This is a genomic window from Enterobacter sp. MG-EB028 (assembly GCF_056673305.1).
In genome coordinates this window covers 870,369-884,122 of the sequence record NZ_CP195079.1, presented here as the reverse complement: position 1 = coordinate 884,122, position 13,754 = coordinate 870,369, and the positions used below count along the sequence as shown (strand labels likewise).

General features: G+C 58.0%; 12 protein-coding genes. 4 read left to right on the top strand and 8 right to left on the bottom strand.

The features are described 5' to 3' along the window. Nucleotides 1-17: 17 nt before the first annotated feature. The 3 genes from ACR42C_RS04055 to dgt form a co-directional block, all read right to left on the bottom strand. Entirely contained in the window at nt 18-1,175 is a 1,158-nt protein-coding gene (locus ACR42C_RS04055; RefSeq protein WP_166710167.1) for a CdaR family transcriptional regulator, read from the bottom strand. Nucleotides 1,176-1,321: 146 nt separating this feature from the next. Further along, nucleotides 1,322-2,758 carry a serine endoprotease DegP gene (gene degP / locus ACR42C_RS04050; RefSeq protein ID WP_320720899.1) on the bottom strand — a complete coding sequence of 479 codons (1,437 nt, stop codon included), beginning with the start codon at nt 2,756-2,758 and terminating at the stop codon, nt 1,322-1,324. A gap of 131 nt (nt 2,759-2,889) precedes the next feature. Continuing rightward, nucleotides 2,890-4,404, bottom strand: coding sequence for a dGTPase (dgt, locus tag ACR42C_RS04045; RefSeq protein ID WP_316380906.1), 1,515 nt, complete (start codon nt 4,402-4,404; stop codon nt 2,890-2,892). 82 nt (nt 4,405-4,486) lie between these two features. Here dgt and mtnN point away from each other — a divergent pair, with 82 nt between their 5' ends. The 3 genes from mtnN to ACR42C_RS04030 are packed head-to-tail and all read left to right on the top strand — an operon-like array spanning nt 4,487 to nt 6,623. Continuing rightward, the gene (mtnN, locus tag ACR42C_RS04040; RefSeq protein WP_479984796.1) at nt 4,487-5,185 is read left to right on the top strand and encodes a 5'-methylthioadenosine/S-adenosylhomocysteine nucleosidase; all 699 of its coding nucleotides are present in this window, start codon (nt 4,487-4,489) and stop codon (nt 5,183-5,185) included. Next, on the top strand, nt 5,178-5,978 hold the full coding sequence (gene btuF, locus ACR42C_RS04035; protein WP_192982034.1) for a vitamin B12 ABC transporter substrate-binding protein BtuF: 801 nt from the start codon (nt 5,178-5,180) through the stop codon (nt 5,976-5,978). Before mtnN ends, btuF begins: the two co-directional genes overlap by 8 nt. A 21-nt stretch (nt 5,979-5,999) precedes the next feature. Continuing rightward, entirely contained in the window at nt 6,000-6,623 is a 624-nt protein-coding gene (locus ACR42C_RS04030) for a TRIC cation channel family protein (protein WP_320720896.1), read from the top strand. Between the two features lie 58 nt (nt 6,624-6,681). Here ACR42C_RS04030 and erpA read toward each other — a convergent pair whose 3' ends face one another. Continuing rightward, nucleotides 6,682-7,026: an iron-sulfur cluster insertion protein ErpA gene (erpA, locus tag ACR42C_RS04025; RefSeq protein ID WP_008501923.1), complete on the bottom strand. Its 345-nt coding sequence runs from the start codon at nt 7,024-7,026 to the stop codon at nt 6,682-6,684. Between the two features lie 79 nt (nt 7,027-7,105). Then, nucleotides 7,106-8,506, bottom strand: coding sequence for a H(+)/Cl(-) exchange transporter ClcA (gene clcA, locus ACR42C_RS04020; protein ID WP_479984795.1), 1,401 nt, complete (start codon nt 8,504-8,506; stop codon nt 7,106-7,108). A gap of 177 nt (nt 8,507-8,683) precedes the next feature. Here clcA and hemL point away from each other — a divergent pair, with 177 nt between their 5' ends. Beyond that, nucleotides 8,684-9,964 (top strand): glutamate-1-semialdehyde 2,1-aminomutase, encoded by a 1,281-nt coding sequence (hemL, locus tag ACR42C_RS04015; protein WP_479984794.1) that lies wholly within the window; start codon nt 8,684-8,686, stop codon nt 9,962-9,964. A gap of 93 nt (nt 9,965-10,057) precedes the next feature. Here the strand turns inward: hemL and fhuB are convergent, their stop codons facing one another. From fhuB to fhuC, 3 genes are read right to left on the bottom strand one after another with little or no spacing between them, the layout of a single operon-like run. Next, nucleotides 10,058-12,040 carry a Fe(3+)-hydroxamate ABC transporter permease FhuB gene (gene fhuB, locus ACR42C_RS04010; protein WP_479984793.1) on the bottom strand — a complete coding sequence of 661 codons (1,983 nt, stop codon included), beginning with the start codon at nt 12,038-12,040 and terminating at the stop codon, nt 10,058-10,060. Continuing rightward, a complete protein-coding gene (gene fhuD, locus ACR42C_RS04005) occupies nt 12,037-12,927 on the bottom strand; it encodes a Fe(3+)-hydroxamate ABC transporter substrate-binding protein FhuD (protein ID WP_479984792.1) in 891 nt (296 codons plus the stop codon). The genes fhuB and fhuD overlap by 4 nt, the downstream gene beginning before the upstream one ends. Next, nucleotides 12,927-13,724 (bottom strand): Fe3+-hydroxamate ABC transporter ATP-binding protein FhuC, encoded by a 798-nt coding sequence (gene fhuC, locus ACR42C_RS04000; protein WP_116342589.1) that lies wholly within the window; start codon nt 13,722-13,724, stop codon nt 12,927-12,929. Before fhuC ends, fhuD begins: the two co-directional genes overlap by 1 nt. Between the last annotated feature and the right edge of the window lie 30 nt (nt 13,725-13,754).

The following is a 13,754-nucleotide window of genomic DNA, read 5'->3' as shown; positions in this document are numbered from 1 at the left end:
TGAAAACGCACACTGCATCATCTCTGCTCGTCCAGCTGCAGCGCCACGTACAGCAGTAGCCTGTCGTCAAAGTTTCCCAAATCCAGCCCGGTCAGCTCCGAAATCCGGTTAAGCCGGTACTCCAGGGTGTTGCGATGAATAAACAGCGCTTTTGAGGTCGCCAGCGGCTGCACGTTATGGCGGAACCACGCCTGCAGGGTCCGGCGCAGCAAGCCGTTATTGTCCATTGCCTTCAGGCGCACTAACGGCCGCGCCAGCTCGTTGGCCTGCCAGCCACCGCGCAGGCTGTCGAGCAGCACCGGCAGCATCAGATCCTGATAAAAATAACTGCGGCTCTCCGGCATTCGCTGCTTGCCCACCATCATGGTGGTGCGCGCAGTACGCCAGGACCGGGCGATGCTGCCGGGCCCGGTAAAGTAATTGCCCAGGGCAACGCGAAAACGCAGCTGGCCGTTCTCCTGCATACGGGAGATCAGCAGTTCCACGCGACGACGATGATCCTCAGCATCCCAGCGGCCGAACGGATTGAGCGCAGGTTTGAGTACCACCATTTCCGTCAGCGAGACTATCGCCACCAGGTTGTCGCGCTCCGGCGTCGCCAGTGCATTTTGCAACTGCTGAAGTTCAGCCATCGCGCTGTCTACGCCAAGCTGTCCGCTATCGACCTCAATCACCGCCACCACGCGCGGCTGGTTCAGATCGATCCCCAGACGCTGCGCCCATTCGCTGAGAGCAGGGGTATGCTCTTCCGCCTGAATCAGGTTCATTACCAGCTCTTCGCGTAAACGGCTGTCCTGGGCAAGCAGATACATCAGACGCGACTGCTCCAGCATCATTTCCGCCGTCATACAGACCAGCTCGCCGTATTTACGCAGAGATTCCGGTTCGCCCGTCAGACCAATGACGCCAACAATTTCCCCTTCCAGACGCAGCGGCAGATTAATCCCCTGACGCACGCCGTGCAGGTGTTTCGCTACCGCATCGTCGATATCAACCACGCGGCCCTGAGAGAGCACCAGAAGCGCACCTTCGTGCAATTCCCCAATACGCTCGCGATCGCCGCTGCCAATAATGCGCCCGCGGGCATCCATTACGTTGATATTGGTATCAATGATGCGCATGGTGCGCGCCACGATATCCTGCGCCATTTTGGTATCAAGATGCCAGCCAGCCATGTAACCCTCCTGTGAGCAGAGCTCAAGCATAGGGAAGTTCAGCGACGGCTGCATTGTGCGAATGCACAAAGTGAGAGGGGGAAGTATGGAGTTGCGGTAGGCGTCACAGAAACGAGAAAGCCCCTGCACGCAGGGGCTTAAAGGGATTACTGCATCAGCAGGTAGATTGAGGTGTCACCGCGCTGGATATTCAGCGCCAGCACAGACGGTTTGCTGTCGAGGATTTTGCGCAATTCAGCGATGTTTTTCACCGGCTGCTGGTTAGCCCCAATAATCACATCACCTTTTTTCAGGCCGATACGGGCAGCAGGTGAATTCGCCTTCACGTTGTTCACCGCCACGCCTTTATCTGCGCCTTTATTGCTCATCTCGGCACCTTCAATACCGCTGAAGATAGTGCTGGAATCTACCTGATTCTGGCTGCTCTGCTGCAGCTCAAGGCTCACGTTAACCGGTTTGCCGTCACGCAGCAGGCCAAGGGTCACTTTGCTGCCAATCGGCATCGAGCCCACTTCCGCACGCAGGGCGGCAAAGCTGCTGATCGGTTTACCGTTCAGGGAGGTAATCACATCACCCGCTTTAATGCCCGCCTTCGCCGCAGAGGAGTTCGGCATAACCTGGCTCACGAACGCGCCGCGCTGCGCATCCACCTTCATCGCTTTCGCCAGTTCAGAGTTCAGCTCGGTACCCATAATACCCAGCTCGCCGCGTTTCACCTGGCCGTACTGCACCATCTGAGCAGTCAGGTTTTTCACCATGTTGCTCGGGATAGCAAAGCCAATCCCGATGTTGCCGCCGTCCGGTGCCAGAATAGCGGTGTTGATACCGATCAGCTCGCCGTTCAGGTTCACCAGCGCACCACCGGAGTTACCGCGGTTAATGGCCGCATCCGTCTGGATGAAGTTTTCATAGTTTTCCGCATTCAGGCCGCTACGGCCCAGCGCAGAGACGATACCGGAGGTCACGGTTTCACCCAGACCGAACGGGTTACCGATAGCGACGGTGTAATCGCCCACGCGCAGTGCGTCGGAGTCGGCAATCTTAATCGCCGTCAGGTTTTTCGGATCCTGAATCTGGATCAGCGCGATATCGGAGCGCGGGTCTTTACCCACCACTTTCGCATCGAACTTGCGGCCATCGCTCAGCTGAACCTTGATGCTGTTAGCGTTATCCACAACGTGGTTGTTGGTGACGACGTAGCCTTTCGCCGCATCAATAATCACCCCCGAGCCAAGCGCCATGAATTTCTGTTGCTGGCCGCCGCCCTGGCTGTCATCCCCTGCGCCACCGCCCTGACAGAACGGAGAGCTCTGGAATGGCGAACCGTCCTGGCAGAACGGTGAATTGTCACCGAAGAACTGCTGGAAGTTACGCGGCATACGCGGCGTATTGACGGTCGTGCTACCCTCAACGTTAATACTCACCACCGATGGCATCACTTTTTCGAGCATCGGTGCCAGGCTTGGCATCTGCTGCGCGGTTGCTGCCGACGACGCGGTCTCAGCTGCAGTAGCAGTCAGAGGAGACAGCGCTAAACCTAAACTCAGAGCCAGTGCACTCATTGCTAATGTGGTTTTTTTCATGTTTCTCAATCTCGATTTACAGGTAACGCAAAATTGCTGTGTAACTCAGATTCATTTTATACCGCTTAGTTCCGGCCATAAGTTTATGGAAAAGGTAAAAATTTATTGGCCGTCTTTACAAAACTCCGTGGTTATTCCACCGCCATGAGCTTGCGGTATTCATCCCAGGCATACAAATCCGTCATGCCGCTGATATAGTCCTGGATAAGACGGCAGCGATAATAATATTCCATCACCGGCCATTGGGGAGAATGGCGATCCAGCTTACCGATCGCCTCGACATAGGCCAGGCGATGCCGGGTAGAGAGTTTCTGATAAAGCCGCGATTCGATGGGTATTCTGCGCACGCGCTCGTGCTCCACCAGCTCGCTGAAATCGTCCACCGACAGCTGGAGCAACGGGGAATAAATTTCCAGTAACCCACTGATTACCCGATAGCCCTGCAGCTCTAACTGCTCGACATCCGGATGGCTAAATACATGCCGCATCGCCACATGCTTATAAAGCTCAAGGAGTTGGCTGAAACTGCTGTCATCCTCCAGCAGCGCGTGGTTGAATTCCCCGCTGAAGATTTGCGGCAAATTATCTATAAAGCGAGAGGCGGCATACGGCACCAGTTTATTTAATGTATTGACCCGTAAATACATAAAGAACTGATCTTCCGTACTGCGGCTTAACGTATTTGAGCGCGATTTTTCCCAGGCATTTTCGACAACCTGCGCGAACAGCGATCCTTTTTCATGGGTTCCCCATGCTGCATAAAGATGCTGATAAAGCTCCTCGACGCTGAATATTCTTTTCTCGACGGCATCTTCCAGGTCGGCCACGCAATAGGAAATATCGTCGGCGGCTTCCATAATCCACGTCAATGGGAAGCGGCCGTTTGGCGTCAGGGAAAGTTCTTTACGGAGCCGTTCTATATAGGCCTCTTCGGAAAGGTAATAGCCCGGTTTTTTCATTAAATAACTGTGGGACGCGGGCGTTTCCCCCATCCACCAGGCGGGACGCGTATATTTCAGAATGCAGCCGACCTGCGCCCAGGTCAGGTTCATGCGCATCAGAGAGTGCACCAGCCGGATCCCCTGCGCATTGCCCTCAAAGTGACAAAGGTCCTGGCGCACTTTGCGGCGCAGATCGTTTAGCCCTTCTTCGCCCTCACGCAGGCGTAAATCACGCACGATGCAGCGGTCATCGCTGAGTGGCTGGCTTACCGCATCCGACGGATGAAGCCGCTGTTTAAACCAGTCATTAATAGCCGCCTCGCCAAAGTGGCCAAAAGGCGGGTTGCCGATATCGTGCATCAGGCAGGCCATCTCAACGATGCTCTCGAAGGGCCCCGTCAGCTCATCCAGGCCATAGGTTTCCAGTAAACGTTGCTCTTTGAGGCGGCTTAAAATCTCTTTGGCAATATAACGCCCGACCTGCTGCACTTCCATTGAGTGGGTTAAGCGCGTGCGCACCGCGGCGTTACGCTCCAGCGGGAACACCTGGGTCTTTTGCTGCAAACGCCGGATGGCGGGTGAGTTAATGATCCTGCCGCGATCGCTTTCGAAGATACGCAGGATCTCATGTTCGCTCTTTTCGCCCTGCGGCGAACGGAAACGTCGGTGCCAGTTAATTTTGGTACGAAAATCGATTGGTGACATGTGCTCCCCCGCGTGAGAATGCGTTTCCCCTTAACCGCATGATAGACTATGCCTCTTAACAAGGCACATCGCGAGTAAATCTATGAAAATCGGCATTATTGGTGCAATGGAAGAAGAAGTTACGCTCCTGCGTGACAAAATTGAGAACCGTCAGACCCTCTCTCTCGGGGGTTGTGAGATCTACACCGGCCAGCTGAACGGTGTTGAGGTGGCTCTGCTGAAATCAGGCATCGGTAAAGTGGCTGCTGCGCTGGGTGCGACCCTGCTGCTTGAGCGCTGCAAGCCGGACGTCATCATTAACACCGGCTCGGCAGGCGGCCTGGCACCGACGCTGAAAGTGGGTGATATCGTTGTCTCCGACGAAGCGCGTTACCACGATGCTGACGTCACCGCGTTCGGCTACGAATACGGCCAGCTTCCGGGCTGCCCGGCAGGGTTTAAAGCTGACGACAAACTGATTGCGGCGGCAGAGACCTGTATTGCTGAGCTCAACCTCAACGCGGTGCGCGGCCTGATTGTCAGCGGTGATGCGTTCATCAATGGCTCCGTCGGTCTGGCGAAAATCCGCCACAACTTCCCGCAGGCGGTTGCCGTTGAGATGGAAGCGACCGCGATTGCGCACGTTTGCTACAACTTCAGCGTACCGTTCGTAGTGGTTCGCGCCATCTCTGACGTGGCAGACCAGCAGTCTCACATCAGCTTCGACGAGTTCCTGACCGTTGCAGCGAAACAGTCTACCGTGATGGTGGAACGCCTGGTGCAGAACCTGGCACGTGGTTAAACAGTCCCTCAGGGCGCTGGTCGCCCTGCTTCTGCTCGCACCGGCGTGGCTTTTCGCCGCGCCGCGTGTGATTACCCTCTCCCCCGCCAATACCGAACTGGCGTTTGCCGCCGGGATCACGCCCGTTGGCGTCAGCAGCTTTTCGGATTACCCCCCACAGGCGTCCGGCATTGAGCAAGTGGCAACCTGGCAAGGGATGAACCTTGAGCGCATCGTGGCGCTTAAACCGGATCTCGTGCTGGCCTGGCGTGGTGGTAACGCCGAGCGGCAGGTTAACCAGCTCACCTCGCTTGGCATCAAAGTCATGTGGGTTGACGCGGTAAGTATTGAGCAAGTCGCCCAGGCACTCCGCGCCCTGACCCCTTATAGCCCTGCGCCTCAAAAAGCCGAGAGTGCGGCGAACCAAATGCTCAGCGACTATGCCGCGCTGAAAGCCCAATACAATACGCCAGCCAAAAAACGCATCTTCCTGCAGTTTGGCAGCCAGCCGCTGTTCACCACCGGAAAAGGCTCGATTCAGAACCAGGTACTTGAAGTCTGTGGCGGTGAAAATATCTTTGCTGCCAGCCGGGTACCGTGGCCTCAGGTGAGCCGTGAGCAGGTTCTGGCGCGCCAGCCGCAGGCCATCGTAGTGGTCGGAAATGCGAGCGAGATTCCTAAAATTAAACAATTCTGGCAGAGCCAGCTAAAAATTCCGGTGATCCCGCTTAACAGCGACTGGTTTGAACGCGCCAGCCCGCGTATTATCCTCGCCGCAAAACAGCTCTGTGCCGCCCTGGCAGAGAGCCACTAACATACGTTCGAGGATTTAGCGATGCTCGTTTATTGGCTGGATATTCTTGGTACAGCCGTTTTTGCTATCTCCGGCGTCCTGCTCGCCGGAAAACTACGCATGGATCCGTTTGGCGTGCTGGTGCTGGGCGTGGTGACCGCCGTGGGCGGCGGGACAATCCGCGATATGGCGCTGGATAATGGCCCGGTGTTTTGGGTGAAAGATCCTACCGACCTGGTGGTGGCGATGGTGACCTGTCTGTTAACCATTGTACTGGTTCGCCAGCCCCGCAGATTACCGAAATGGATCCTGCCGGTGCTGGATGCCGTGGGTCTGGCCGTGTTTGTGGGGATCGGGGTGAATAAAGCCTTCAATGCCGGAACAGGGCCGATGGTGGCGATCTGCATGGGGGTGTTGACCGGCGTAGGCGGCGGGATCATTCGCGACATCCTGGCGCGCGAAGTACCGATGATCCTGCGGACTGAAATCTACGCCACGGCCTGTATAATTGGCGGGATTGTGCACGCCACGGCGTACTACACCTTCGCGATACCGCTGGAAAATGCGGCCATGCTGGGGATGGTCGTTACGCTGGTGATACGTTTAGCGGCGATACGCTGGCACCTGAAGCTGCCGACGTTTGCGCTGGATGAAACTTCAAGATAGTCGTCGTTTATAAGCCCGGTGGCGCTTCGCTTACCGGGCCTACAATCCGCATTCAGGCTTAAATGCTAAATGAAGAACCACACCCGCAGGTGCTTGTTGCGTTCGGGTTGGTCACCACAAAGCGCGAGCCTTCCAGACCTTCGGTATAATCCACCGAGCCGCCTACCAGATACTGCAGGCTCATCGGGTCAACCACCAGCGCGACGCCCTGCTTCTCAATGGTCATATCGCCGTCGTTCACCTGATCGTCAAAGGTAAAACCGTACTGGAAGCCGCTGCAGCCGCCACCGGTAATATAGACACGCAGTTTCAGATCCGGATTGTCTTCGTCGGCAATCAGGGTTTTCACTTTGTTGGCTGCTGCTTCGGTAAATTCCAGCGGCACAGCTACGTCATCACTCATCTTATGCTCCCATGAATACTGCTATTGGGTAAAATTCACCCAATTCTTTTCGTCATTATCTAATACCCTGGTAATTCATTCAAGTATTCTGCGTGGTGGCCCGCTCCGCCTCTTGTTTTGCCAGGGTACGCGCGAGGATGGTGGAGTATAGCGGTTTTCCACCCAGGAATTGGGCTAATAGTGTCGCCCCGAGACAGGTAATGATCATTGGCAAAATGAGCTGGTAATTATCCGTCATCTCCAGCACCAGCACTATGCCGGTTAACGGCGCACGCAGGGACGCGGCCAGCAGTGCCCCCATCCCGGCCACGGCAAAGGTGCCAGCGTCCAGATGGTAAGCGGGGAAACCCGCCTCAGCCGCCATACCAAACGCGGTGCCGAGCAGCGTTCCCAGCGCCAGCATCGGGGCAAAAATCCCGCCGGGAGCGCCGGAGGAGAAGCACAATACCGTCGTGATAACCCGGGAGATAAACATAAACAGCAGCAAACCCACGCTGAAGTTTCCGGCTGCAGCAATGGGAATAAGCCCGAAGCCACCGCCCGCGGCATTCGGTTCGATAAAGCCGAGCACGCCGCAAATGCCACCCAGCAGGCCGCCCATCAGCACCCATTTCGTGGTATTGCCGCCGTGAACGCGCTGAAACATATCCTGAGCGCGTAAGATAAAGGCATTGAACAGCGGCCCCACCACGCCAAAAATCATGCCGAGGATCAGATATAGCCACAAGGTGTTCACCGGTGCGTTGGTCAGTTTACCGACTTCAATCACCGCCCCTTCGCCATTAAAGATGCGAAAGACAATGCTCGACATAATGACGCCAGTAAACACCGCTTTAATGGAGATCAGGTTGTAGCGGAACTGCGCGCGCATCTCTTCGATGATGAACAAAATACCCGCAAGCGGCGCGTTAAATGCCGCAGAAAGCCCCGCCGCTGCACCGGTGGCCAGCAGCGTATGGCGCGCCTCGGCGCTACGCATACGGAACAGATCGCCCACCATGCGGCCGACGTTCCCCCCCAGCTGCACCGTTGGCCCCTCCCGGCCTAGCACCATCCCCGCGCCCAGCGTCCCCATGCCGCCGATGAATTTAACCGGGATCACCCTCCACCAGCGCACCGGACGCAGCTCCTCCAGCGCGCCTTCAATTTCCGGAATGCCAGACCCGCCCGCTTCCGGAGCGAATTTACGCACCAGAAAATACCCCACCATGGCAAACAGCGCAGACAGGCCGAATGCCGCTACCCATACCAGCCATTCGCTCTCGGCGAAACCGGCTACGGTTCCCACTCGCCAGTTGAGTACGGCATTAACCGCTTTTTCAAACGCCACGCCAACCAGACCTGCAAGGGTACCCACCACGGCAGCGGCCAGCAGGATCGCCAGCGGCGTTTTATCGCGATTGAGCAGCCGCCGAATGCTGATTCGGTGCTGGGCGCGCGTAAACTGTTGTTCTTCAAAAGACGGAGAATCTGATTTCATGTCCTGTTCTTATTCGTCATACAAAAAGCCGCGCAGATTTTACCAGAGACCTTCCCTGCGTCGCCTGAAAAATACTTAACAAATCTTAAAGCATTACCCGGCTAAAAATTTCATAACCTTCCACGAATCACTTAGAATAGTGTGCTTAATCATTTTATACGAACCAGGAACGACGCCATGAGCAAGTCTGAAAACCTCTACAGTGCAGCCCGCGAGCTTATCCCAGGTGGCGTGAACTCACCTGTTCGCGCCTTTACCGGCGTGGGCGGAACGCCGCTGTTTATTGAACGTGCTGACGGCGCGTATATGTATGATGTCGATGGCAAAGCCTATATCGATTACGTCGGTTCCTGGGGGCCGATGGTTCTCGGACATAACCACCCTGCCATTCGTAACGCGGTCATCGAAGCCGCGCAGCGCGGCCTGAGCTTCGGTGCGCCAACCGAGATGGAAGTGAAAATGGCGGAGTTGGTGACCGAACTGGTGCCTACCATGGACATGGTGCGTATGGTGAACTCCGGTACTGAAGCCACCATGAGCGCCATCCGCCTGGCGCGCGGTTTTACCGGTCGCGACAAAATCATCAAGTTCGAAGGCTGCTACCACGGCCATGCGGACTGCCTGCTGGTGAAAGCGGGCTCCGGCGCGCTGACGCTCGGCCAGCCAAACTCGCCTGGCGTACCTGCGGATTTCGCGAAGCACACCCTGACCTGCACCTACAACGATCTGAACACCGTTCGCGCGGCGTTCGAGCAGTATCCGCAGGAGATCGCCTGCATTATCGTTGAGCCGGTTGCGGGCAACATGAACTGCATCCCTCCGCAGCCTGACTTCCTGCCGGGCCTGCGCGCCCTGTGCGACGAGTTCGGCGCGCTGCTGATCATCGATGAAGTCATGACCGGCTTCCGCGTGGCGCTGGCGGGTGCCCAGTCTTACTACGGCGTTGAGCCGGACCTGACCTGCCTCGGCAAAATCATCGGCGGCGGCATGCCGGTCGGTGCTTTCGGTGGTCGTAAGGACGTGATGGAGGCCCTGGCGCCAACCGGCCCGGTTTACCAGGCGGGTACGCTCTCCGGTAACCCAATTGCCATGACTGCGGGCTTCGCCTGTCTGACCGAAGTGGCGCAGCCGGGTATTCATGAAACCCTGACGGACCGCACCACGCAGTTGGCAAACGGTCTGCTGGAAGCCGCAGAAGAAGCGGGGGTTCCGCTGGTTGTTAACCACGTCGGCGGCATGTTCGGGATTTTCTTCACCGATGCGAAAACCGTGACCTGCTACCAGGACGTGGTGAAGTGCGACGTTGAACGCTTCAAGCGCTTCTTCCACCTGATGCTGGAAGAAGGCGTGTACCTGGCACCGTCCGCGTTCGAAGCGGGCTTTATGTCCGTGGCGCACAGCGAAGAAGATATCAATAACACCATCGACGCTGCGCGTAAGGTGTTTGCGAAGTTGTAAGATGTGCGGCCTGGTGCCCTCACCCCAACCCTCTCCCACGGGGAGAGGGAGCAAACACTAAAACGGCAATCCAAGGATTGCCGTTTACTTTTATTACCGACTCTGCTTTCTCAACAGATAGATGAAGTACGGCGCACCGATAAAGGTCGACAGCAGGCCCGCCGGGATCTGATACGGGAACAGCACCATCCTTCCGCACCAATCGGCAAACACCAGAATGACCCCGCCCGTCAGGGCCGACATCACAATATGCGGCATCGTTCGGCGGAAACCCATCATTCTGGCGATATGCGGTGCCATCAACCCTACAAAGCTCAGCGGACCGATGGTCATGGTGGCGGTTGCCGTCAGACACGCCGCCAGCAGCAGAAGCGCGACGCGCGTTGGCGTCAGCGCTAAGCCAACCGCACGCGCGGTTTCGCCCCCCAACGGCAAAATGGTCATCCAGCGACGACACAGCGGCACAATTGCCAGCAGCACGATCATAACGCTTCCTGACCAGGCAACCTGGCTGGCGGTGGCGTTGTACGTTGAGCCGGAAATCCAGGTCAGGATCTTCGCCATGCGCGGATCGCCGCTCGCCTGCAGCATCATCAGCAGCATGGTAAAGGCGGTGCTGAGGGCCATACCGGCCAGCAGCATGCGGTGTGGAGAAAATCCGCCGCGGCCCGAGGCAACCAGAATAATCATCAGCGTGACCGCCGCACCGATACTTCCGGCAGGCATCAGCCAGCCAAACGCATTGCCCGGCACCAGGAACAGCATCAGCACCACGCCAAAGGCAGCGCCGGAGCTGATCCCCAGCACTTCAGGGCTTGCCATCGGGTTGCCGGTGAGACGCTGAATAATACAGCCAGCGACCGCCAGCATTACGCCAGCAAACAACGCAGAGAGAATACGCGGCCAGCGCCACTGTAATAGTTCGTTGAGTAAGTCACCCGTTGCCCAGTGCCAGCCTGCGGCATCGCGCCCAAACGCGAGGGCGGCAAACGAGGCGATAAGCAACACCGCCAGACCGGCAAGGCTGAACCACAGCACCGACTGACGTTCAGCATAGACCTTATCACCGGCGTCCATCGCCGGCGCGCTGATACTGCGCAGGCGCGGGAGCAGCCACAGCAGCAGAGGCGCCCCGATAAGCGCCGTTGCCGACCCCGTAGACATTTCCATCCAGACGCGCGCCAGCCAGAGAATGATCTGATCGGAAAGCCAGAGGATCAGCGCGCCAATCAGCGGCGCCAGCAGCAGACGCGCCAGCAGGCGACGCGCCCCGAGCATTTTCGCCAGCAGGGGCGCAAAAAGGCCAATAAACCCGATGATGCCGACCGCGTTAACCAGCAGAGCACTGAGCACAATCGCCAGGGTGAGCGCCGCCAGGCGAGCCAGCGACAGCGCCAGCCCCAGGTTGCGCGCCACGCCATCATCCAGCCCCATGAGCGTCAGCGGACGCAGCAGCAGCAGCGTCAGCACGACGCCGCCCGCCAGCTGCGGCCACAGGCGCTGCACAACGCTCCAGTCGGTCTGGGTGAGCGTACCGGTACTCCACAGGAACATGCTTTGCAGCTGATCGTGATGGAACAGCACCAGCAGCTGATTAATCGCGCCGCAGTAGAGGCTGACGACCAGCCCGGCCAGGATCAGCGTTACCGGGGAAAGGCGCTTGCCCCAGGCGACGCCAAAGACCAGCGCCCCCACCACGCACGCTCCCGCGAGAGCGGCAAACTGCGCGGTTAACGCCCCGGGTAACGCCCAGAGCGTGGTTATCGTGATCCCAAGCTGAGCCCCCGTCGCGACGCCCAGGGTTGTCGGCTCTGCCAGCGGGTTACGCAACACCTGCTGGAACAACACGCCCACCAGCCCTAAACCGGCCCCGACCAGCAGTGAAATCGCCAGACGCGGCAGCAGGCTGTAGTGGAACAGCATCTGCTGAATATTGTCGATATCCGGCGAGGCCAGCGCGGCGCCCCACTGTGCGCGCGGTAATGCCGTCGAGAGATTGAACCCGGTGAGAGCCAGCGCAACCAGGAAAAGCAGGAACAACAGCAGCACCGGGAAACGGGCGATACGCGTACTCATGATTTGCCTCCCAGCGCGTTATCCAGCACGCGGGCAAAATGCATGGCCGACAGCGTCGCGCCGTAGAACCATACTGCAGGTGCGCGCTGGAAGCGCTTCTCGCGCACAAACGGCATCGCCTGCCAGAGCGGCGTCGCCATCAGCGTTTGCATCTCGCGTTCGTTGCCGTGGTCGAAGCACAGCACGTCCACATCGCGAAACGCCGCCAGACGATCGATACCGACGGCGGTGCTGCCCCAGAAGGTCATCTCCCCTTCCCAGGCATTGCTAATGCCGAAGCTGTCCAGCACCTCCTGGAACAGGCAGTTTTTACCGAAGACCAGCATATGGCGGGCATCCAGCAGCGTCACCATCAGCAGCGGGCGATCTCCCCGGTTGGCAAAACGCGGCTTCAGGGCGGCAATCAGGGCATCGAAGTCATCGAGATGCTTTTTGGCCTCCGCCTCGCGGTTGAGGAAATGCGCCATCTCGTTAATGGAGTTTTTCGCCACGGTCAGCGGTTTTTTACCGTCGCTGAAGGAAAAACCGCGCCCGGGCGCAATCCGCGCCATGGTCTCTTCTGACGGACCGTAGCCCGCAGACCAGAACAGGAACGACGGTTTCATCTGAGTGAGCAGTTCGAGGTTTGGCTCCGTGCGCAGGCCGATGTCGATCACCGAGTCCGGCAGCTTAGGCTCGTTCACCCAGAGGTTATAGTTTGGAATATCCGCCACGCCATACGGTGTGACGCCCAGCGCCATCATCAGTTCGACCGGCAGCCACTCCAGAGCCACAATGCGGTGCGGATCGACGGCGGCAGCGCGCGCCGCATTCATTTTAAACAGCAGCGGTGAGAGCGCCATTGACGTCAGAAGACGACGGCGGCTAAGGGAAATGTTATCCAGCATCAGTATACGAAGCTCACCGGTGCAGCCCCGGCCGGGTGAGGCAAAATCCCCATCGGAATACCGTAAATATGTTCCAGCGTTTCGCTGCGCATCAGTTCAGACGGCGTGCCCTGGGCAATCATTTCGCCGCCACGCAGCGCGACGAGGTAGTCACAGTAGCGTGCCGCCATGTTGATATCGTGCAGGACCGCGATCACCGTCAGGCCACGTTGCTGACTTAAGCGATGCACCAGCGCCAGCACGTCCACCTGATGGGCAATATCCAGCGCAGAGGTCGGTTCATCCAGCAGCAGGCAGCGGCTGTCCTGCGCCACCAGCATCGCAATCCACGCCCGCTGACGTTCACCGCCGGACAGGCTGTCCACCAGACGGTGCGCCAGCGGTTTTAGCCCCACCAGCGCAATCGCCTCTTCCACTTTTTCTCTGTCGGCGACGCCGAAGCGCCCAAGCGCACCGTGCCACGGATAACGCCCAATCGCCACCAGCTCACGCACCGTCATCCCTTCCGCCTGAGGCAACTGCTGCGGCAGATAGGCCACTTTGCGAGCAAAAGCTTTGCTGCTCCAGCTCTCCAGCGGCTGGTCATCCAGCAGAATAGCGCCTTCTGAAGGCGGCTGATGGCGCCCCAGCATCTTGAGCAGCGTGGATTTACCGGAGCCGTTGTGGCCAATCAGGCCCGTCACTTTACCGGCCGGAAACGTCAGAGAGAGCGGATGCAGCAGCGTGCGCCCGGGTACGCGAAAGGAGAGTTGATTGAGCGTAAAGGTGGTGTCGGATTGCGTTTTATTATCCTGCATGTCAGCCAACTTAAATAAAAAGGGCACGGC